This window comes from Hydrogenophaga sp. IBVHS2, assembly GCF_002127215.1.
Taxonomy (GTDB): Bacteria; Pseudomonadota; Gammaproteobacteria; order Burkholderiales; family Burkholderiaceae_C; genus Hydrogenophaga.
In genome coordinates this window covers 828,464-849,408 of record NZ_NFUT01000002.1, presented here as the reverse complement: position 1 = coordinate 849,408, position 20,945 = coordinate 828,464, and the positions used below count along the sequence as shown (strand labels likewise).

Here is a 20,945-nt window from a genome sequence, read left to right as displayed (position 1 = left end):
CTCAGAGCAGGACGATGTCGTACTGCTCCTGGGTCATGGAGCTTTCGGCCTGCAGCGAAATGGGCTTGCCGATGAAGTCCGACAGCCCGGCCAGGTGGGCCCGCTCTTCATCCAGGAACAGCTCCACCACCTTGGGTGAGGCCACCACCCGGAACTCACGCGGGTTGAAGGCCCGCGCCTCGCGCAGGATCTCGCGCAGGATGTCGTAGCACACGCTGCGGGCGGTCTTGACCTCGCCCTTGCCGGCGCAGGCCTCGCAAGGCTCGCACAGCATGTGGGCCAGCGATTCGCGGGTGCGCTTGCGCGTCATCTCCACCAGGCCCAGCTGCGAGAAGCCGCCGATCATGGTCTTGACCCGGTCGCGCGCGAGCTGCTTGCGGAACTCGGTCAGCACGGCACCGCGGTGGTCCTCGCGCGTCATGTCGATAAAGTCCACGATGACGATGCCGCCCAGATTGCGCAGCCGCAGCTGCCGCGCGATGGCCTGCGCCGCCTCGAGGTTGGTGCGGAACACCGTGTCGTCGAAGTTGCGGGCCCCCACGAAGCCGCCGGTGTTCACGTCGACCGTGGTCAGGGCTTCGGTCTGGTCGATGACCAGGTAGCCGCCGGACTTCAGGTCGACCCGCCGGCCCAGGGCCTTGGCGATGTCGTCGTCGATGTGGAACAGGTCGAAGATCGGCCGCTCACCGCTGTAGTGCTGCAGCTTGGCCACGGTGTCGGGCATGAACTCCTGGGCGAACCCGCTCAGCAGGCCGTGCTGCTCGCGGGAATCGATGCGGATCGACTGGGTCTGCGCGCCCACCAGGTCGCGCAGCACCCGCTGCATCAGGTTGAGGTCTTCGTGCAGCAGGGTGGCCGGGGGCTGGCGGGTGGCCGCCTCCTTGATGCGCAGCCAGGTCTTGCGCAGGTAGGCGATGTCGTCGATCAGCTCCTGGTCGGCGGCATCCTCGGCGTTGGTGCGCAGGATGAAGCCCCCGGTGGCGCTGCCGTCCGGGGTGGCCGCCAGTTGCGTGACGCGCTGGCGCAAGGCCTCGCGCTGCGCCGGGGGGATCTTCTGCGAAACGCCCACATGGTTGTCCTGCGGCAGGAACACCAGCAGGCGCCCCGCGATGCTGATCTGGGCCGTCAGGCGGGCGCCCTTGGTGCCGATGGGGTCCTTGAGCACCTGCACCATGAGCGCCTGGCCCTCGAAGATCTGCCGCTCGATCGGCAGCACCGGGTTGGGCGTGAGCACCCGCGGGGCATTCCCCTGCGCAGGATTCGCCTCGGCCTCGGGAGGCCGTGCCGGTGCGTGCTTGGCCTGGATGTTGGGCATCAGGTCGGCCACGTGCAGGAAGGCCGCGCGGTCCAGCCCGATGTCGATGAAGGCCGACTGCATGCCCGGCAGCACGCGGGACACCTTGCCCAGGTAGATGTTGCCCACCAGACCCCGCTCCAGGGTGCGCTCCAGATGCACCTCCTGCACGGCGCCCTGCTCCACCACCGCCACGCGGGTTTCCTGGGGTGACCAGTTGATCAGGATGTCTTGGCTCATGGCTTGGTCGACGAAGGGTGTTCAGTACAGAGGGAGACCGACCTCGCGCAGCACCTGCGCGGTCTCGAAGGCCGGCAGGCCGACGATGCCCGAGTGGCTGCCGGTCATGCGGCGGACCCACAAGGCGGCCTGGCCCTGCAACGCATACGCACCGGCCTTGCCCATGGGCTCGCCCCCGGCCACATAGCGGTCGATCTCGGCTCGGGTCAGCGGTGCAAAGGTGACGGTCGACACCGACAGCGCCTGCACCATCCGGCCTTCACCACCGGCCCGGCGCGCCGGCACGCCCACCGCCACGGCGGTCAGCACCCGATGGGTCTTGCCGGCCAGATCGCGCAGCATGGCGCGGGCCTCGGCCGCATCGGCCGGCTTGCCCATGATGCGCCGGCCCAAGGCCACCGTGGTGTCGGCACACAGCACCGGGGCCGGTGGCAGTCCGCGCCGCTGCAGGCGTTCCATCGAGGCCTGCAGCTTGAGCCGCGTGACGCGCTGCACGTAGGTGGCCGGAGCCTCGCCGCCCCGCACGACCTCCAGCGATTCGACATCTTCATCCGCATCGGGCAGCAGCAGCTCGGGGAGCACACCCCACTGCTCCAGCAGCTGCTTGCGGCGCGGGCTCTGCGAAGCGAGGTAGAGCAAGGGGCCGGCGCCGGGCCGTCCCAAGGCGGACCTCGCCCCCTCGGGGGGCAGCGACCCGCGCAGCTTTGGCGCGTGGGGGCCTTGTTTCATTCCCGGTGGTACGGATGGTTGGCGTTGATCGACCAGGCACGGTAGAGCTGCTCGATCAGCAGGACCCGCACCATGGCGTGCGGCAGGGTCAGGTCGGAGAGGCGGATGCGCTGGTGGGCTGCGTCGCGGAACGCGGGCTCCAGGCCATCCGGTCCGCCGATGATGAGTGCCACATCGTCGCCGCCCAGCTGCCACTGCGTGAGCTGGCGGGCCAGCGCCTGGGTGGTGAGCGAGGTGCCTCGCTCGTCCAGCACCACGGTGCGGCAGCCGCGCGGCAGCACCGCCTGGATGCGCTCCCGTTCGGCCGCCATCAGGGCCTCGGTGCTGCGCGAGCCACGCGGCTCGGTCTTGACCGTGCGCAGCTCCACCTTCAGCTCGGGCGGGAAGCGCTTGGCGTAATCGTCATAGGCGGTCTGGGCCCAGTCGGGAACCCGCTGGCCGACCGCGACGATCAGCAGCTTCATGCCTTCTTGGGCGCGGTCTTGCGGGCAGCGGGTTGGACGGTCTTGCGGGCCGGCGCCTTGGCAGCCGGTTTCGCGGCGGGTTTCGCAGCAGGTTTCGCGGCGGTCCGGGCGGCCGGCTTGGCCGTCTTGCCGACCACCACCTTGGGCAGCGCTTTCTTGGCTGCCGTCCTGGCCGCGGGCTTGGCGGCGGTTTTGGCGGGTGCGGCCTTCCCGGCTGCCGACTTCGCAGGAGCGGCCTTCTTCGCGGCCGAGACTTTTCCGGCGGCGGGGGCCTTGGCGGCCGTCTTGGCGGCCGCCTGCTTGCGGACCACGGTCTTGCCGGGCACGGCAGCCGGCTCGGCGGCGGCGGTCTTGCGGCTGGCGGTCTTCTTCGCCGGCGCAGAAGCCTTCTCGGCCGCCTTCTCGGCGCCGTGCTTCAGGCGCACCGGCTTGGCGCCCCAGATCTCTTCCAGCCGGTAGTACTGGCGGATCACGGGCTGCATCACGTGCGCCACGGCCTGGCCGCAGTCCACGATGATCCATTCGCCGTTTTCCTCGCCCTCGATGCGCGGCTTGTCAAAGCCGGCCTCGCGCACCGCGTCGCGCACGCTGGCGGCCAGGGCCTTGGTCTGGCGGTTGGAGGTGCCGCTGGCGATGATGACGCGCTCGAACAGCGGCGAGAGCGTTTCGGTGTTGAACACCACGATGTCCTGCCCCTTCACATCCTCCAGCCCCTCGACGATGGCGCGCTGCAGTTTCTGGATGTCTTTTTTGGCGGTGGTTTCGCTGGTCATGTAGGGGTCTGGTAGAGATGGTTCTGTGAAATATAGCTTGCGACCGGAGCCGGCACCAGCACGTCCAGGGACGCGGCATCGGGGCCGACGGCGGCCAGGCGGGCGCGCACGGCAGTGGCGCTCACCGGGTTGAGCGGCATGGTCAGGGGCACAAAAGGCAGATCGACGCCGGACAGATCGGCCTCCTCGACCGGTGCGTCCAGCGCCTGGGCGCCGATGGAGCGCGCCCGCGCCGCCACGGCCAGGGTGGCCAGCGACACCACCTCCTGCCAGCGCACCCACTGCCGGAAGGCCAGCAGCTGATCGGCACCGAGCACCAGGAACAGCTCGGCCTGCGGATGCTCGCGGCGCAGCTCGGCGAGGGTGTCGGCGGTGTAGCTGGGGCCTTGCCGATGGATCTCGCGCTCGTCGATGCGCACCCGGGGCAGATCACCGAAGGCCAGGCGGCACATGGCCACACGGTGCACGGCATCGGTCAGCGGCCGGGTCTTGTGCCAGGCCTGCCCGGTGGGCAGCACATGCAGCGCATCCAGGTTCAGCTGGGCGATGGCCGCTTCGGCCAGGGACCGGTGGGCACCGTGGGGCGGGTCGAAGGCCCCGCCGAACATGCCCACGCGGCGGATGGTCGGTCCATCGGAGGGATGGGTCATCAGGCCCAGTCCCGGGGCACCAGGAATTCGCTGTAGAGCCGGTGCTCGGCGCTGCCGGGCTCCGGCTGGTGGTTGTAGGACCAGCTCACCAGCGGCGGCATGGACAGCAGGATGGACTCGCTGCGCCCGCCCGACTGCAGCCCGAAGTGCGTGCCGCGGTCCCAGACCAGGTTGAACTCCACATAGCGGCCGCGCCGGTAGAGCTGGAACGCGCGCTCGCGCTCGCCGTAGGGCAGCTGGCGACGGCGCTCGACGATGGGCAGGTAGGCGTCCAGGAAGGCGTCGCCAGTGGCGGCCATCATGGCAAAGCTGTTGTCGAAACCGAGCTCGGAAAAATCGTCGAAGAACACGCCGCCCACGCCGCGCGGCTCGTTGCGGTGCTTCAGAAAGAAGTACTGATCGCACCACTGCTTGAAGCGCGGGTACTTGTCGTCGCCGAACGGGCCCAGGGCCGCCTTGCAGGTGCGGTGGAAGTGCTGCGCATCCTCCTCGAAACCGTAGTAGGGCGTGAGGTCCATGCCGCCGCCGAACCAGCACACCGGCTCGCCACCGGCGGGCGTGGCGGCCAGCATGCGCACGTTCATGTGCACCGTGGGCACATAGGGATTGCGCGGATGGAACACCAGCGACACGCCCATGGCCTCGAAGGGAGCACCGGCCAGCTCCGGACGGTGCTGCGTGGCCGAGGGCGGCAGCTGGGGGCCGGTGACGTGCGAGAAGCCGCAACCGGCCCGCTCGAACACCGGACCGCCTTCCAGGATCATGGTGATGCCGTTGCCCTGCAGTTTCTCGCCGGCCGGCTTGGTCCAGCAGTCGGTCAGGAAGGGGGTGCCGTCCAGGGCGGTCACCGCCGAGGTGATGCGCTGCTGCAGTCCCGTGAGGAACTCGCGGACCGTCTCGATGGCGCCGGCCGGGGCCTGGACGCTGGAGGATGTGGGGGCCGTGGTGTTCATGCTCATACCGTATCGGGGGTTGGGCGCTTGGGCAAGGGGACGATCGGGCTGGCCTGTTCCGGTCGCTGGCCCTGCACGCCGGCGTAGATGTCGGCCATGCGGGCGTAGTCGGCGGCCATGTCGCCGCTGAGCCGGATGAAATCGGTGATGCGGACCTCGCGGGCACCATAGTCCAGCCGTATCAGGGCCAGCGGCACCTCGGCGCCATGCGCCACCTGGTAGAAGCCGCTGCGCCAGCCCGGGGTATGGCGGCGGGTGCCCTCGGGCGACAGGCCCAGCCACAGGAGCTCGTCGGACGCCTTGGCGGCCTCGAACACGGCCACCATTTCGCCCACCACGCCGCGCGAGGAGCTGCGGTCCAGCGGGATGCCGCCGAGCCAGCGCATCCAGCGGCCCAGCACCGGCACGCGGAACAGGCTGTCCTTGCCCCACCAGCGGGCCGGGATGCCGATGCTCCATTTGGCCAGCACCATGACCACGAAGTCCCAGTTGCTGGTGTGCGGATAGACGACGGCCACGCCCTGGCGGGTCGGGAAGCCGTCGTACGTGACCCGCCAGCCGGCCAGACGCAGCAGCGCCCGGGCCAGACGGGATTCGGGAAAGCGCACCGGCCGTGCGGCGCCGGGATCAGAGTGCACGGAAGCCGATGTCGCGGCGGCACTGCATGCCGTCGAAGTGGATCCGGTCGACCACCGCATAGGCGCGCTGCCGGGCAGCGGCCACCGTGTCGGCCAGCGCCGTCACGCACAGCACCCGGCCGCCGCTGACCTCGACGCGCTCGCCGTTGCCCGTGGTGCCGGCATGGAACACCATGCGGTCGGCCTCGTCGGCCGGCAGGCCGGTGATGGCATCGCCCTTGCGCGGGTTCATGGGGTAACCATGGGCCGCCATGACCACGCCCAGGGCCACGCGCGGGTCCCAGTCGAGGCTGACGCGGTCGAGTTCGCCCCGGGTGGCGGCCAGCAGCACGTCGGCCAGCGGGCTGCGCAGTCGCATCATGATGGGCTGGGTTTCGGGATCGCCCATGCGGCAGTTGAACTCCAGCGTCTTGACCCGGCCGTCCGGCGTGATCATGAGGCCGGCGTACAGGAAGCCGGTGTACGGAATGCCGTCGGCCTTCATGCCGCGCAGCGTGGGCAGGATCACCTCGTCCATGGCGCGCTGGTGCACCGCCGGCGTGACCACGGGTGCCGGCGAATACGCACCCATGCCGCCGGTGTTGGGGCCCTGGTCGGCGTCCTTCAGGCGCTTGTGGTCCTGGCTGGTGGCCAGGGCCAGGGCATGTTCGCCATCGCACAGGACGATGAAGCTGGCCTCTTCGCCCTCGAGGAACTCCTCGATCACCACCCGGGCACCGCCCTCGTTGTGGGCCACGCCCAGGGTGTTGTCCACCAGCATGAAGTCGATGGCCTCGTGCGCCTCGGCCAGCGTCATGGCCACGACCACGCCCTTGCCGGCGGCCAGGCCATCGGCCTTGACCACGATGGGCGCACCCTGGGCGTCCACATAGGCGTGGGCCTGGGCCGGGTCGGTGAAGGTCTGGTACTCGGCTGTGGGAATGCCGTGGCGCTGCATGAAGGCCTTGCTGAAGGCCTTGGAGCTCTCCAGCTGGGCGGCCTTCTGGGTGGGGCCGAAGATGGGCAGGCCGTGGGCGCGGAACTCGTCCACCACGCCGGCGGCCAGGGGCGCCTCCGGGCCGACCACCGTCAGGGCGATGCCGTTGTCCTGCGCCCAGGCGCGCAGCGCGGCCTTGTCGGTGAGGGGCAGGTTGATCAGGTCGGTGTCCCGGGCGGTGCCGGCGTTGCCGGGCGCCACATACACCTGGCTCACGCCGGTGGACTGCTTCAGGCGCCAGGCCAGGGCATGCTCGCGGCCGCCGCCGCCAATCACGAGGACTTTCATTCGCTGATCTCGGCGTTGTGGAACACGGCCTGCACGTCGTCCAGGTCTTCGATGATGTCCAGCAGCTTCTGCATGCGGGCGGCGTCTTCACCGGCCAGGGCGATGGTGTTTTCGGCCCGCATGGTCACCTCGGCCACCTCGGGCTTGAGGCCGGCGGCCTCCAGGGCGTTCTTGACCGCCTCGAACTCGGTCGGCGAGGTGATGACCTCGATGGCACCCTCGTCGTCGGTGATCACATCCTCGGCACCCGCCTCCAGCGCCACCTCCATGACCTTGTCCTCCGAGGTGCCGGGCGCAAACACCAGCTGGCCGCAGTGCTTGAACTGGAACGACACCGAACCCTCGGTGCCCAGGTTGCCGCCGTACTTGCTGAATGCGTGGCGAACCTCGGCCACGGTGCGCACCCGGTTGTCGGTCATGGTGTCGACGATGATGGCCGCGCCGCCGATGCCGTAGCCCTCGTAGCGGATCTCTTCCAGCGACAGGCCTTCGAGCGTGCCCGAGGCCTTGTCCACGTTGTACTTGATGCGGTCGGCCGGCATGTTGGCGGCCTTGGCCTTCTCGATGGCCAGCCGCAGGCGGGGGTTCATGGCCGGATCGCCGCCACCCTGGCGGGCGGCCACCGTGATCTCACGGATGACCCGTGTCCAGATCTTGCCGCGCTTCTCGTCCTGGCGCCCCTTGCGGTGCTGGATGTTTGCCCATTTGCTGTGTCCGGCCACGAAAACGTCCTTTTGCCCCACGGGCTTTGATCTAATAAGCCCGCGATTTTACGTTTGTGCACCCACACCCCCGGAGGACCCCCCGCCATGGCCGAGCCGATGACGATCGCCCAGAACGCCCAGACCACCTGCCAGCTGCTGCCCGGCCTGGCCAACCGCCACGGCCTGATCACCGGCGCCACCGGCACCGGCAAGACGGTGACGCTGCAGACGCTGGCCGAGCAGTTCTCCCGCATCGGGGTGCCGGTGTTCATGGCCGACGTCAAGGGCGACCTCACCGGCATCAGCCAGAGCGGTCGCATCGGGGAGAAGCTGGCCGGGGTGCTCAAGGACCGCGGCATTGCCCTGCCCGACCCGGTGGCCTGCCCCACCACCCTGTGGGACGTGTTCGGGGAACAGGGCCATCCGGTGCGCGCCACCGTCTCCGACATGGGGCCGCTGCTGCTCTCGCGCATGCTCAACCTCAACGACACCCAGACCGGGGTGCTCAACCTGATCTTCAAGATCGCCGACGACAACGGCCTGCTGCTGCTCGACATGAAGGACCTGCGGGCCATGCTGCAGCACGTGGGCGACAACGCCAAGCAGTTCACCACCGAGTACGGCAACATCAGCTCGGCCAGCATCGGCGCCATCCAGCGCGGCCTGATGCAGATCGAGCAGCAGGGCGGCGACCGGTTCTTCGGCGAACCCATGCTCGACATCGCCGACTTCATGCAGACGGTGGACGGCAAGGGAGTCATCAACATCCTGGCCGCCGACAAACTGCTGAACTCGCCCCGGCTGTACGCCACCTTCCTGTTGTGGATGCTCTCCGAGCTGTTCGAGACGCTGCCCGAGATCGGTGACCCCGAAAAACCCAAGCTGGTGTTCTTCTTCGACGAGGCCCACCTGCTGTTCAACGAGGCGCCCAAGGTGCTGGTCGAGCGCATCGAGCTGGTGGTGCGGCTGGTGCGCTCCAAGGGCGTGGGCGTGTATTTCGTGACCCAGAACCCGCTGGACATCCCCGACTCGGTGCTGGGCCAGCTGGGCAACCGGGTGCAGCATGCGCTGCGGGCCTTCACGCCGCGCGACCAGAAAGCGGTCAAGGCCACGGCGCAGACCATGCGGCCCAAGGCCGGCCTGGACATCGAGGCCGCCATCACCGAACTGGCGGTGGGCGAGGCCCTGGTCAGCCTGCTCGACGCCAAGGGCCGCCCCACCGAAACCGAGCGCGTGTTCGTGGTGCCCCCGGGCAGCCAGATCGGCCCCATCACACCGGAGCAGCGCCAGGTCCTGCTGCGCGAGTCGCTGGTGGCGGGCACCTACGAGAAAGTGGTCGACCGCGAAAGCGCCTACGAAATGTTCCGCGCCCATGCCGGACAACGCGGCGACGCCGAGGCCGCACCCGCCGACAAGGCGGCGCCGCGCACGCCGCGCATTCCCGGCGCCGCCAGCCAGGAGCCAGCGGGGGAGGAGAAAAGCATGATCAACGAGGTGCTGTTCGGCCGCACCGGACCGCGCGGCGGCCAGTACGACGGTCTGGTGCAGACCATGGCCAAGACGGCCGCCCGCACCGTGGCCAGCGGCCTGGGCCGGCAGATCCTGCGGGGCGTGCTGGGCGGACTGCTCGGCGGCAAGCGGTGAGGCGCAGCACCATGTGGACCGTGGGCCTTCTGGTGCTGGCGCTGGGTGCCGCCCAGCTGGGTGCGCTCGAGGGTCGGCCGCCGGCCGATCTGGGCGCCAGCGGCGGCCTGCTCAAACCGCCCTCGGCCACCCGCAACAGCGTCTCCAGCCAGACCGACCGCCACCCCGGACACCCCCAGGCAGACTACGCGCGCATCGACCCTCTGCCCCTGAAGGCCGGCGGTGCCGAGGCCTCTCTCGATGCCCTGACGGCAGCGCTGCAGCAGGTCGGCGGCGTGCGCAACCTGGTGCGCCAGCCAGGCTACCTGCGGGCCGAGGCCCGGACTCCCTGGCTGGGTTTCGTGGACGACCTTGAATTCGTGGTCGATGCCCAGCGCGGCGTCATCGACCTGCGCAGCGCCAGCCGCCTGGGCTCGGAGGACTTCGGCACCAACCGCAAACGCATCGAGGCACTGCGCGGCCTCTACACCGCTGCCCCATGAAAAAACCCGGCCAAGGCCGGGTTTCTCGTGACTGCCTTGCGATCAGTCGGCGGTGGCCTCTTCGGGCTTGGCCTTGCCTTCCTTCTTGGGCGTGGGCTGGATGTCCAGATCGACTTCCTGGATCTCCTTGCCGTCTTCGCCGGTCTTGGTGACCAGATCGACCGTGAGGCGGCCGCCGTCGGTGAGGCGACCGAACAGCAGCTCGTCGGCCAGGGCTCGGCGGATGGTGTCCTGGATCAGGCGCTGCATCGGACGGGCGCCCATGAGCGGGTCGAAGCCCTTCTTGGCCAGGTGCTTGCGCAGCACGTCGGTGAAGGTGACCTCCACCTTCTTCTCGGCCAGCTGGGTTTCCAGCTGCAACAGGAACTTGTCGACCACCCGCAGGATGATGTTCTCGTCCAGGGCCTTGAAGCTGACGATGGCGTCCAGGCGGTTGCGGAACTCCGGCGTGAACAGGCGTTTGATGTCGGCCATTTCGTCGCCGGCCTCACGCGGGTTGGTGAAGCCGATGGTGGCCTTGTTCATGGTCTCGGCGCCCGCGTTGGTGGTCATGATGATGATCACGTTGCGGAAGTCGGCCTTGCGCCCGTTGTTGTCGGTCAGGGTGCCGTGGTCCATGACCTGCAGCAGCACGTTGAAGATGTCCGGGTGCGCCTTCTCGATCTCGTCGAGCAGCAGCACCGCGTGCGGCTTCTTGGTGATGGCTTCGGTCAGCAGACCACCCTGATCGAAACCGACATAGCCCGGAGGCGCACCGATCAGGCGGCTCACGGCATGGCGCTCCATGTACTCCGACATGTCGAAGCGGATCAGGTCGATGCCCATGATGTAGGCCAGCTGCTTGGCAGCCTCGGTCTTGCCCACACCGGTGGGGCCGCTGAACAGGAAGGCACCGATGGGCTTGTCGGCCTTGCCCAGGCCGGAACGGGCCATCTTGACGCTGGAAGCCAGCACCTCCAGGGCCTTGTCCTGACCAAACACCACGCTCTTGAGGTCGCGCTCCAGCGTCTGCAGCTTGCTGCGGTCGTCGTTGGACACGTTGGCGGGCGGGATGCGGGCGATCTTGGCCACGATCTCTTCCACCTCGGCCTTGCCGATGGTCTTCTTGCGCTTGCTGGCCGACAGGATGCGCTGGGCCGCACCGGCCTCGTCGATCACGTCGATGGCCTTGTCGGGCAGGTGGCGGTCGTTGATGTACTTGGCCGACAGCTCGGCAGCGGCCTGCAGCGCTGCCACGGCGTACTTGACGTTGTGGTGCTCCTCGAAGCGGCTCTTGAGACCCTTGAGGATGTCCACCGTCTGCTCCACCGTGGGCTCGACCACATCCACCTTCTGGAAGCGGCGGGACAGGGCGGCGTCCTTCTCGAAGATGCCGCGGTACTCGGTGAAGGTGGTGGCGCCGATGCACTTGAGCTGGCCGCTGGAGAGCGCCGGCTTGAGCAGGTTGGAGGCATCCAGCGTGCCGCCCGAGGCGGCGCCGGCACCGATGAGGGTGTGGATCTCGTCGATGAACAGGATGGCGTTGGGCTTGTCCTTGAGGGACTTGAGCACGCCCTTGAGGCGCTGCTCGAAGTCACCCCGGTACTTGGTGCCGGCCAGCAGGGCGCCCATGTCGAGCGAATACACCGCGCTGTCGGCCAGGATCTCGGGCACGTCGCCCTGGGTGATGCGCCAGGCCAGGCCTTCGGCGATGGCGGTCTTGCCCACGCCGGCCTCACCCACCAGCAGCGGGTTGTTCTTGCGGCGGCGGCACAGGATCTGGATGACGCGCTCGACCTCGTATTCGCGGCCGATGAGCGGGTCGATCTTGCCGTCCTTGGCCATCTGGTTGAGGTTCTGGGTGAACTGCTCCAGCGGCGACTGCTTCTCGTTGCCCTTGGTCTCGGTGGCTTCCTCGTTCTCGGCGGCGCTCTCGCCCGACTTGGTGGGCTCCGGCGGATCGCTCTTGCGGATGCCGTGGGCAATGAAGTTCACCACATCCAGACGGGTCACGCCCTGCTGGTGGAGGTAGTAGACCGCGTGCGAATCCTTCTCGCCGAAGATGGCCACCAGCACATTGGCGCCGGTGACTTCCTTCTTGCCGTTGCCGGTGCTCTGCACATGCATGATGGCGCGCTGGATGACCCGCTGGAAACCCAGGGTGGGCTGGGTGTCGACCTCGTCGGTGCCGGCCACCTGCGGGGTGTTGTCCTTGATGAAGTTGGTCAGGGACTTGCGCAGGTCTTCGATGTTGGCGGAGCAGGCACGCAGCACCTCGGCCGCGCTGGGGTTGTCCAGCAGGGCCAGCAGCAGGTGCTCGACGGTGATGAATTCGTGCCGCTGCTGCCGGGCCTCGACAAAGGCCATATGCAGGCTGACTTCAAGTTCTTGGGCAATCATGGGCACGTCCTTTGGGCTGGGGGTCGGATATCGGAGACTTGGGAGACAGTTTGGGTTCCAGATGGGGTGCCCGGCGGCTTATTCAACCGGTTCACTCAGGCATTGCAGCGGATGACCTGCCGCGCGCGCGGCCTGGAGCACCTGGTCGACCTTGGTGCCGGCGACATCGCGGGTGTACACGCCGCAGATGCCTTTGCCCTCCAGGTGGATCTTCAACATGATCTGGGTGGCGGTTTCCCGGTCCTTGCTGAAGAACTCCTGAATGACGTGCACCACGAACTCCATGGGCGTGAAGTCGTCGTTGAGCAGCACCACCTGGTACATCTGGGGCGGCTGGATGCGCTGGGCTCGGCGCTCCAGCACCACCGCGTCGTCGCTGCCCACCGACGGCGGAGCGGCGGGGTTCTCGGGTTTCTTGGGGGTCTCGGATGCCATGGAACGATTCTAGCGAGCGCTCCGCCGCCGTTGGGTCGCGTCGGATTGGCCCCACAGCGCCTGAGGGCGCCTGGCGCTGGGGCTCGCGGGAGGGGCTCGGGATACCGTCCATGGCCCCATTCTGGGACAGCTCGTGCGGGGCCGATCGATGCGACTGGGGGTGAAAGACCACCCACTTCGACCCGGCCGACAGCCGGGGGGCCAGCTCAACGGTCGGCCTCAGGCGGGGCCTCCAGGCGGTAGCCCAGACCCCGGACGGTGTGGATCAGGGATGGCGCCCCGTCGCGGTCGATCCGGCTGCGCAGGCGGCGGATGTAGACGTCCACCACATTGGTCAGCGGATCCTCGCTGGTGCCCCAGACATTGGCCAGGATGCGCTCGCGGCTGAACAGGCGACCCGGCGCACTCATCAGCAGCTCCAGCAGCGCCAGTTCGCGGGCGGTCAGGGACAGCGGCTGTCCGCCCCGGCTGGCCTGCATGCGATCGCGGTCGAGCTCCAGGTCGGCCACCTGCAGGCGGTTCGGTGTCCGGGGACGCCACTCGCGGCCCCGCCGGCCGAGTGCCTCCAGCCGGGCCAGGAGTTCCTCGAAGTCGAACGGCTTGCACAGGTAGTCATCCGCCCCCAGCCGCAGCCCCTGCACCCGATCTTCCAGCGACGCCTGGGCGGTGAGCATCAGGATGGGCAGGGCCACATGGGCCGCCCGCAAGGTCTGGCAGATGTCCAGGCCGCTCATGCCGGGCAGCATCAGGTCGAGCACCACCACGGTGGGCTCGTCACCGGACTGCTGACGGCGGGCGGCCTCCTGGGCCAGGGCCAGACCGGCGGTGCCGTCGGCGGCCCGCTGAACCCGGTACCCCTCGGCCCGCAGGCCCCGGCACAGAAAGTCGGCGATGCGGTCGTCGTCCTCGACGATCAGGATGTTCATGCGGCGGCCCTGCCGTTCGGTGAACGGGACAGATGGTCCGCGGCGGGCGGCAGCATCGGCAGGCACAGGGTGGCCACGGTGGTCCGTCCCGCTGCTCCTTGCTGCCCGCTCACCACCTCGATGCGGCCGCCGTGGGACTGGGCCAGCGCCTGCGCGATCGGCAATCCCAGGCCGCTGCCCTCGGGCCGCTGGCGGCGGGCGGCGCGCCCCCTGAAATGGCGGTCGAACACCTGCACAAGCTCGTCCGGATCGATGCCGATCCCCTCATCCCGGACCCTCACCCGGCACTCGCGGACCTCCGGAATGGCCGATACCGACACCGCCACCCGGCCGCCGGCGTGCGAATAGCGCACCGCGTTGTCCAGCAGGATGAGCAGTATCTGCCGCAGCCGCTGCGCATCGCCCGAAACCCGGGGCGATTCCGCCGCCGCCGAAGGAGGCTCGATGTACAGCACAACGCCCTGGGCGTCGGCCATGGCGGAGGCCTGGCCAACGACATCGCTCACCAACGGCTCCAGCGCCAGGGGCTCGCGCGCCAGGGCCAGCGATTCCATGTCGGTGCGGGCCATGGCCAGCAGATCGTTGATGACATGCCCGAGCTGGGTGGACGTGTCCACGATGCGCCGCAGCGCCGCCTTGTATTCATCCGCCGGCCGGTCGGCCCCGCGCAATGTGACCTCGGCTTCACCCCGGATGGCGGTGGTGGGTGTGCGCAGTTCGTGGCTGATGTCGGCAAACAGACGGCGGCGCCGGGCATCCGCCCCTTGCAGCGCATCCAGCGCCTGCTGCAGTTCGGCGGTTCGCAGGGCCACCTCCTCCTCCAGCCGATGCCGGGCCTGGGCTTCACGGGCACGGTGCTGCTCCAGCTCGGCGGCCATGGCATTCATGCTGACCGCCACGGCGGAGAACTCGTCCACCCCCGCCAGCGGGATGCGGTGGGTCAGATCGCCCCGCTGCAGCGCCTGCGCCCCCTCGCTGAGGTGGTCCAGCGGCCTGCGCAGCGCGCGAGCGAAGTGGACTGCGGCCGCCGCCGCCAGGATGGCCAGGGTGGCGGCCATCGCCAGCCACAGCTGGCGCATCCATGCCAGCGTGCGGTCGGCCGCCTGCCGTTCGCGTTCGACGGCGGCGGCCTCGCGGCCGAGGCTGTCATCGATCAGCTGCCGCAGATCCCTGCCCTGCGAGCGGTCGAACACCGCCGAGAGGGCCTGCCAGGCCTGCAGGGCGTCGGCGCCCGGCGCCAGCGGTTCGGCCGCATCCACGGCCTGCTCCAGCTCGGCCACGCTGCGCACCAGCACCGAGACGGCATCCCGCCGCCGGGCCTGGTCGGCCTGGGTCTCGGCACCGCCGCCCTGTTGCGCGGCCCGCACCGACAGGCCATCGAGCCGCGCGAGGATATCGCGCATGTCCTGCTGGAGGGCCTCACGCACCATCGGATCGGCACCGGCGCCCTGCTGCCGCTGGGCCACCCAGGTGCGAAGCCGCTGCTTGCTGGCCGAGAGCTCCACGAAGCCGGTCCGGATGTCGCTGGCCACCCTTCCCCGCTCCACCTGGTCGCGGGCGATGCCGATGGCGAGCACCGCACCGATGCCCTGAACGATGGCCACACCGGCCAGGAAACACAGCGACAGGGTCAGGCGACGACGGAACATGACCGCGATTGTGGCGGCGCCCGACGCTGCGACGCCGGTTTCATCTGGCGTTCATCTTCCTGTCAGTCGCCGCTCATGCCGCCTTCAGCCCGCTGAAGCCTGCGGGCGGCCCAATGGTCCCTGTGCCGCCGGACGTCTCGTCGAGGCGGCCCGACCATCACCACCCACCAAGGAGCTTTCATGAAGACATCGTCCGCCCTCGCCATCATGGCCCTCGCCGCCAGCGCCGCCCTGCCCGCCCATGCCCGCAGCGTGGTGGTCAACCAGGCCGTCACTGAAACCGAGGTCCTGGCCGCCCAGCAGGGCTGGTGCAAGGCGCTGGTGGACATCTCGGCCACCGGGGCGCGCGACGGCCAGCCGGCGGCCAAGGCGCTGGCCGAGAAGGTGATCGATGGTGCCTACGGCTACCAGATGGGCGCCGTCCTCTTCAAGCCGACCCTCACCACCAACCCCCAGACCTTCCGCACCACCCGCGCCGGCGCCCTGGCCTATTTCGTGGGCGGCGACCCGGCCTTCCCGCAGGACAGCGGCTTTGCGCTCAAGGGCTGGACCGGCTGCAAGGTGGACAACGCCGGGCTGTTCCTGGCCGGCGACAGCGCCACCACCATGGGCAAGGTCCACCTGACCGGCCGGGACGGCAAGACCACCACGGTCGACAAGACCTGGAAGTTCGTGAAGGACGATGCCGGCGCCCTGCGCATCGTCGCCCACCACTCCTCGCTCGAATACGCAGCCCGCTGATCGCACGGGCCGTCGGCCCCAGAACGAAGGCCCCGGCCGCTTGCGCGTCCGGGGCCTTGTGCATGGGAGGCCGGCGGGCAGATCCCGCCGTGGCGTCACATGTTGTCGATCATCACCTGACCGAAACCGGAGCAGCTGACCTGGGTGGCGCCGTCCATGAGGCGGGCGAAGTCGTAGGTGACCTTCTTGGACAGGATGGACTTCTCCATCGAGCTGATGATCAGGTCGGCGGCTTCCTTCCAGCCCATGTGGCGCAGCATCATCTCGGCCGACAGGATCTCCGAGCCGGGGTTCACATAGTCCTTGCCGGCGTACTTGGGCGCGGTGCCGTGGGTGGCTTCGAAGCAGGCCACGCTGTCGGACAGGTTGGCGCCCGGGGCGATGCCGATGCCGCCGACCTGGGCCGCCAGGGCGTCGGACACATAGTCGCCGTTGAGGTTGAGGGTGGCAATGACCGAGTACTCGGCCGGGCGCAGCAGGATCTGCTGCAGGAAGGCGTCGGCGATGGAATCCTTGACGATGATTTCCTTGCCGGTCTTCGGGTTCTTGAACTTGCACCACGGGCCGCCGTCGATCAGCTCGGCGCCGAACTCACGCTGGGCCAGCGCGTAGGCCCAGTCGCGGAAGCCACCCTCGGTGTACTTCATGATGTTGCCCTTGTGCACGATGGTCACGCTGGGCTTGTCGTTGTCGATGGCGTACTGGATGGCCTTGCGAACCAGGCGCTCGGTGCCTTCGATGGAGACCGGCTTGATGCCGATGCCCGAGGTCTCGGGGAAACGGATCTTGGTGACACCCATCTCGTCCTGCAGGAACTTGATGAGCTTCTGGGCCTTGGGCGTCTTGGCTTCGTACTCGATGCCGGCGTAGATGTCTTCCGAGTTCTCGCGGAAGATGACCATGTTGGTCTTCTCGGGTTCCTTCAGCGGGCTGGGCACGCCCTTGAAGTACTGCACCGGGCGCAGGCAGACGTACAGGTCGAGTTCCTGGCGCAGGGCCACGTTCAGGGAGCGGATGCCGCCACCCACCGGGGTGGTCAGCGGGCCCTTGATGGACACCACGTAGTCGCGCAGGGCGTGCAGGGTCTCTTCCGGCAGCCAGACATCGGGGCCGTACACGCGGGTGGACTTCTCGCCGGCGTACACCTCCATCCAGTGGATCTTGCGCTGGCCGCCATAGGCCTTGGCCACTGCCGCGTCCACCACCTTGAGCATCACCGGGGTGATGTCGAAGCCGGTACCGTCGCCTTCGATGTAGGGCACGATGGGCTGGTCAGGCACGTTGAGCGACATGTCGGCATTGACAGTGATCTTCTGGCCTTGGGCGGGCACTTTGATGTGCTGGTACATGGAATCGGGTCTCCGGATGGTGCGGTCTGAGGTCGGCTTGTCGCGCGGGGTTTGCGCCACTGCCGCTGAAACATCATTTCACATGATGCGCAGCGAAAGATTTTAGCCCCACAGACTGTAGCGGCCCTGACAGCGGGTGTCACCCGCACAGGCCGCAGCGCTACGATGGTCGCCATGTCGATACACGCCCACCTTCGAGTTGTCTTCATTGCGGCCCTGACCGGGCTGACGATCGGGTTCCAGCCCGCCGCCCACGCCCAGAACGACGGCCAGCCACAGCTCACGCTGCCGCGCGTGACCCTGTCGGCCGGCATGCACCGCATCGACGCCCAGGTGGCCGCCACGCCGGTGCAACGGCAGATCGGCCTGATGCACCGGCGCGAGATGCCGTTGCACGAAGGCATGCTGTTCGTATTCGAACAACCGGCCACCCAATGCTTCTGGATGCGCAACACGCTCATTCCCCTGACCGCCGCCTTCGTGGCCGACGATGGCCGCATCGTCAACCTGGCCGACATGCAGCCCCTGTCGGAAGCCAGTCACTGCTCGACCGAACCCGTGCGGTATGTGCTGGAGATGAACCAGGGCTGGTTTGCCAAGCGCCGCATCGGGGCAGGCTTCCGCCTCGCCGGCCCGCCCTTCGCGGCGCGCTGATCGGCCTCAGAAGCCCAAAAGAAAAGCGGCCCGAGGGCCGCTCCTTCATGTCGCCAGACCAGGCGCTCAGGCGAAATTCTTCTCGGCAAACGACCAGTTCACCAGCTTGTCGAGGAAGGTCTCGACGAACTTCGGGCGCATGTTGCGGTAGTCGATGTAGTAGGCGTGCTCCCACACGTCCACGGTCAGCAGGGCCTTGTCGGCGGTGGTCAGCGGGGTGCCAGCGGCGCCGGTGTTGACGATGTCGACCGAACCGTCGGCCTTCTTGACCAGCCAGGTCCAGCCGGAGCCGAAGTTGCCCACGGCGCTCTTGACGAAGGCTTCGCGGAAGGCGGCGTAGCTGCCCCACTTGGCGTTGATGGCGGCCGCCAGGGCGCCGGTGGGTTCGCCGCCACCGTTGGGCTTCATGCAGTTCCAGAAGAAGGTGTGGTTCCAGATCTGGGCCGCGTTGTTGTAGATGCCGCCGCTGGACTTCTTGATGATGGACTCCAGGTCCATGCTCTCGAACTCGGTACCCTTCTGGAGGTTGTTCAGGTTGACCACGTAGGCGTTGTGGTGCTTGCCGTGGTGGAACTCCAGGGTCTCGCGGCTGTAGTGCGGGGCCAGATCGTCCAGACCGTAAGGCAGTGCGGGCAGGGTGTGTTCCATGGGGATGTCCTCTTGAGTGGGGTTGGCGGGTAAACGCGCATTGTAGGCAGCGCGTGTGACGCTGCCGGCAACAGGGTTGTTGGGCTGGCCGTCAACGGGCCACCAGATCGACCGAGCCATCGGCCAGCGTGGCGCGCACGGTCTGGCCCGGATCGATGTCGGCCGCTCGGGTGATGGCCTGGCCGTCCGGGTCGGTCAGCCAGGCGTAGCCCCGCTCCAGCACCAGCCCGGGATCGAGCAGGCCCAGGGCCATCTCGCTGCGCTGCAGGCGCTGCAGGCGCCGCTGCACATCGCGCTGCAGGGAGGCTGGCAGGCGCTGGGCCAGCAGTTCGATGCGCTGGCGGGACTGCGCCGTGCTGCGCGCCAGCCCCTGCTGCAGCCGGGCCTGCAGCCGCTGCAGCTGTTGCGACGCCTGGTGCAGACGCACCGAAGGCCGGCCCAGCCGCTGGGCCAGCCAGTCCAGCCGTTGTCCGCGCTGGTCGATGGCCCGGTGCGCCGCATCGCTCAGGCGCTCCTGCGCGTAGGCCAGTTCGCCCAGCCGCTGCTCCAGCGATGGCGCGCACAGTTCGGCCGCCGCCGTGGGCGTGGGGGCGCGCAGGTCGGCCACGAAGTCGGCCAGGGTGAAGTCGGTTTCGTGACCCACGCCGCAGATCACCGGCATGGGGGCCCGGGCCAGCATGCGCACCACCGCCGGGTCGTTGAACGACCACAGGTCCTCCAGCGAGCCGCCGCCCCGCACCACCAGGAGCACATCGCATGCGCCGGGTCCGCCGTGCAGGGCGTACGCCCGCTCGAGCGCGGCCACCAGTTCGGCCGGCGCCTGGGCGCCCTGCACCGAGGCCGGGAACAACACCACCGGCAGGTGCGGCACGCGCCGTCGCAGCGCGGTCGCCACATCCCGCAGGGCGGCAGCGCCCAGCGAGGTCACGACGCCGATGCGGCGTGGCTGGGCCGGCAGCGGGCGCTTGCGCGCGGCGTCGAACAGGCCTTCGGCTTCGAGCTGCGCCTTCAGGCGCAGGAACTGCTCGAAAAGAGCGCCCTGGCCGGCGGCCTCCAGGCTGTCCACGATGAGCTGCAGGTCGCCCCGGGGACCATAGACGTCGAGCTTGCCCCGCGCCACCACCCGCTGACCGTCGCGTGGCGAAAACCCGAGCTGGTCGGCGGCGCGACGGAACATCGCACACCGGACCTGCCCCGTATCGTCCTTGAGCGAGAAGTAGCAGTGTCCGCTGGCCGCGCGCGAGAAGCCGGAAATCTCGCCCTGCACCGCCACCGGATTGAAGCGGGCCGCCAATGCATCTGCAATGGCGCGCATCAGCGGGCCGACCGCCCACACACGCCCGCCAGATTCGGGGGAATTCAGTTCGAAACCGGCGTTGGCCGGGGTTCTGGAGGGATATCTGTCCACAAGCCGCGCTCCGTCTGGCTTGGCGGCGACGACCCTCGAAAGGCCGCCGCCCTTGCGCCAGACTGTTGATTTGTGAGCACTTTCGGGTGCCCGCTGAATAGGCAGATCATGCCATCGTGAGGATTCACCACGCTCCCGGCGTGGCGGGTCGGCTGTTCTCCACAAAGTTATCCACAGAATCGGTGGGCAGGCCGATCGCCCGTCCGCGGGGCCGAGGCTGCGCCATAATCCGCGCGTCGCCCGTCCGCCGCGCCAGCGGCCAACGCCTGGAGCCCCGTTTTGCTGTCCATCATCCAAGCCGCCGGCTGGCCGATCTGGCCACTGATTGCGTGTTCCGTCATCGGCCTGGCGCTCATCGTGGAGCGCTTCCTGAGTCTCAAGACCGCCAAGGTGATTCCGCCCAAGCTGCTCGACGAGGCCATCATGGTGTCGCGCAACGGCATCCCCGGCTCCGACGTGGTGGCCCAGCTGGAGCAGAACTCGGCCCTGGGTGCGGTGCTGGCCAGCGGCTTCCGGGCCGTCCATGCCAACCCCCGGGTGAGCGAGGACGACCTGAGGGCCAGCCTCGAGGGCACCGGCCGGCTGGTGGCGTCCCGGCTGCAGAAGTACCTGGGCGCCCTGGCCACCATCGCATCGGCCGCGCCGCTGCTGGGTCTGCTGGGCACGGTCATCGGCATGATCGAGATCTTCGGCTCCCAGGCCGGAGACGGTCTGGGCGTGGTGCCCGGTGGCGGCAACCCGGGTCAGCTGGCGCACGGCATCTCGATCGCGCTCTACAACACCGCGTTCGGCCTGATCGTGGCGATTCCGGCATTGATCTTCTGGCGCTATTTCCGCTCGCGGGTCGACGACTACCTGCTGGCCATGGAGGTCTCGGCCGACCGCTTTGCCCGCCACCTGCTGACCCTGCGCAAGGCCTGA

The 20,945-nt window shown here is 68.6% G+C and carries 21 protein-coding genes; 5 read left to right on the top strand and 16 right to left on the bottom strand.

Annotated elements, in window-relative coordinates; genetic code table 11:
- Position 1: 1 nt before the first annotated feature.
- The 9 genes from rng to CAP38_RS08690 form a co-directional block, all read right to left on the bottom strand.
- On the bottom strand, positions 2–1,534 hold the full coding sequence (rng, locus tag CAP38_RS08730) for a ribonuclease G (protein ID WP_086120940.1): 1,533 nt from the start codon (positions 1,532–1,534) through the stop codon (positions 2–4).
- Between the two features lie 21 nt (positions 1,535–1,555).
- Positions 1,556–2,173 (bottom strand): nucleoside triphosphate pyrophosphatase, encoded by a 618-nt coding sequence (locus CAP38_RS08725; RefSeq protein WP_256924372.1) that lies wholly within the window; start codon positions 2,171–2,173, stop codon positions 1,556–1,558.
- 86 nt (positions 2,174–2,259) lie between these two features.
- Complete coding sequence (gene rlmH, locus CAP38_RS08720) at positions 2,260–2,727, bottom strand: 23S rRNA (pseudouridine(1915)-N(3))-methyltransferase RlmH (protein ID WP_086120938.1); 468 nt, start codon at positions 2,725–2,727, stop codon at positions 2,260–2,262.
- Positions 2,724–3,500 carry a ribosome silencing factor gene (rsfS, locus tag CAP38_RS08715; RefSeq protein ID WP_086120937.1) on the bottom strand — a complete coding sequence of 259 codons (777 nt, stop codon included), beginning with the start codon at positions 3,498–3,500 and terminating at the stop codon, positions 2,724–2,726. The genes rlmH and rsfS overlap by 4 nt, the downstream gene beginning before the upstream one ends.
- A complete protein-coding gene (nadD, locus tag CAP38_RS08710) occupies positions 3,497–4,150 on the bottom strand; it encodes a nicotinate (nicotinamide) nucleotide adenylyltransferase (protein ID WP_086120936.1) in 654 nt (217 codons plus the stop codon). The genes rsfS and nadD overlap by 4 nt, the downstream gene beginning before the upstream one ends.
- Positions 4,150–5,103: an oxygen-dependent coproporphyrinogen oxidase gene (hemF, locus tag CAP38_RS08705; protein ID WP_086120935.1), complete on the bottom strand. Its 954-nt coding sequence runs from the start codon at positions 5,101–5,103 to the stop codon at positions 4,150–4,152. The genes nadD and hemF overlap by 1 nt, the downstream gene beginning before the upstream one ends.
- A 2-nt stretch (positions 5,104–5,105) precedes the next feature.
- Complete coding sequence (locus CAP38_RS08700; RefSeq protein ID WP_256924370.1) at positions 5,106–5,741, bottom strand: 1-acyl-sn-glycerol-3-phosphate acyltransferase; 636 nt, start codon at positions 5,739–5,741, stop codon at positions 5,106–5,108.
- Positions 5,731–7,005: a phosphoribosylamine--glycine ligase gene (gene purD / locus CAP38_RS08695; RefSeq protein WP_086120934.1), complete on the bottom strand. Its 1,275-nt coding sequence runs from the start codon at positions 7,003–7,005 to the stop codon at positions 5,731–5,733. The genes CAP38_RS08700 and purD overlap by 11 nt, the downstream gene beginning before the upstream one ends.
- The gene (locus CAP38_RS08690; RefSeq protein ID WP_086120932.1) at positions 7,002–7,727 is read right to left on the bottom strand and encodes a YebC/PmpR family DNA-binding transcriptional regulator; all 726 of its coding nucleotides are present in this window, start codon (positions 7,725–7,727) and stop codon (positions 7,002–7,004) included. The genes purD and CAP38_RS08690 overlap by 4 nt, the downstream gene beginning before the upstream one ends.
- A gap of 87 nt (positions 7,728–7,814) precedes the next feature.
- Here CAP38_RS08690 and CAP38_RS08685 point away from each other — a divergent pair, with 87 nt between their 5' ends.
- Both CAP38_RS08685 and CAP38_RS08680 read left to right on the top strand, forming a co-directional pair.
- The gene (locus CAP38_RS08685) at positions 7,815–9,353 is read left to right on the top strand and encodes a helicase HerA-like domain-containing protein (protein WP_086120930.1); all 1,539 of its coding nucleotides are present in this window, start codon (positions 7,815–7,817) and stop codon (positions 9,351–9,353) included.
- A 20-nt stretch (positions 9,354–9,373) separates the two neighbouring features.
- The gene (locus tag CAP38_RS08680; RefSeq protein WP_256924369.1) at positions 9,374–9,835 is read left to right on the top strand and encodes a DUF1499 domain-containing protein; all 462 of its coding nucleotides are present in this window, start codon (positions 9,374–9,376) and stop codon (positions 9,833–9,835) included.
- 42 nt (positions 9,836–9,877) lie between these two features.
- Here the strand turns inward: CAP38_RS08680 and clpA are convergent, their stop codons facing one another.
- The 4 genes from clpA to CAP38_RS08660 form a co-directional block, all read right to left on the bottom strand.
- Positions 9,878–12,214: an ATP-dependent Clp protease ATP-binding subunit ClpA gene (gene clpA, locus CAP38_RS08675; RefSeq protein WP_086120926.1), complete on the bottom strand. Its 2,337-nt coding sequence runs from the start codon at positions 12,212–12,214 to the stop codon at positions 9,878–9,880.
- A gap of 78 nt (positions 12,215–12,292) precedes the next feature.
- Entirely contained in the window at positions 12,293–12,649 is a 357-nt protein-coding gene (gene clpS / locus CAP38_RS08670) for an ATP-dependent Clp protease adapter ClpS (RefSeq protein ID WP_086120923.1), read from the bottom strand.
- 206 nt (positions 12,650–12,855) lie between these two features.
- A complete protein-coding gene (locus tag CAP38_RS08665; protein WP_086120921.1) occupies positions 12,856–13,575 on the bottom strand; it encodes a response regulator transcription factor in 720 nt (239 codons plus the stop codon).
- Positions 13,572–15,224, bottom strand: a complete 1,653-nt coding sequence (locus CAP38_RS08660; RefSeq protein WP_086120919.1) for an ATP-binding protein — start codon at positions 15,222–15,224, stop codon at positions 13,572–13,574. Before CAP38_RS08660 ends, CAP38_RS08665 begins: the two co-directional genes overlap by 4 nt.
- Positions 15,225–15,404: 180 nt before the next feature.
- Here CAP38_RS08660 and CAP38_RS08655 point away from each other — a divergent pair, with 180 nt between their 5' ends.
- Positions 15,405–15,965, top strand: coding sequence for a hypothetical protein (locus CAP38_RS08655; RefSeq protein ID WP_086120917.1), 561 nt, complete (start codon positions 15,405–15,407; stop codon positions 15,963–15,965).
- 95 nt (positions 15,966–16,060) lie between these two features.
- On the opposite strand, the gene icd is transcribed toward CAP38_RS08655, so the two are convergent.
- Positions 16,061–17,314, bottom strand: coding sequence for an NADP-dependent isocitrate dehydrogenase (gene icd, locus CAP38_RS08650; RefSeq protein ID WP_086120915.1), 1,254 nt, complete (start codon positions 17,312–17,314; stop codon positions 16,061–16,063).
- Positions 17,315–17,488: 174 nt separating this feature from the next.
- On the opposite strand from icd, the gene CAP38_RS08645 reads away from it, so the two are divergent.
- A complete protein-coding gene (locus CAP38_RS08645; RefSeq protein WP_086121117.1) occupies positions 17,489–17,968 on the top strand; it encodes a DUF192 domain-containing protein in 480 nt (159 codons plus the stop codon).
- Between the two features lie 66 nt (positions 17,969–18,034).
- Here the strand turns inward: CAP38_RS08645 and CAP38_RS08640 are convergent, their stop codons facing one another.
- Together CAP38_RS08640 and xseA are read right to left on the bottom strand one after the other, a co-directional pair.
- A complete protein-coding gene (locus tag CAP38_RS08640) occupies positions 18,035–18,616 on the bottom strand; it encodes a superoxide dismutase (RefSeq protein ID WP_086120913.1) in 582 nt (193 codons plus the stop codon).
- Positions 18,617–18,707: 91 nt separating this feature from the next.
- Positions 18,708–19,931, bottom strand: a complete 1,224-nt coding sequence (gene xseA, locus CAP38_RS08635) for an exodeoxyribonuclease VII large subunit (RefSeq protein WP_086121116.1) — start codon at positions 19,929–19,931, stop codon at positions 18,708–18,710.
- Positions 19,932–20,303: 372 nt separating this feature from the next.
- Between xseA and CAP38_RS08630 the strand changes: the two genes are divergently transcribed.
- The gene (locus CAP38_RS08630) at positions 20,304–20,945 is read left to right on the top strand and encodes a MotA/TolQ/ExbB proton channel family protein (RefSeq protein ID WP_086120911.1); all 642 of its coding nucleotides are present in this window, start codon (positions 20,304–20,306) and stop codon (positions 20,943–20,945) included.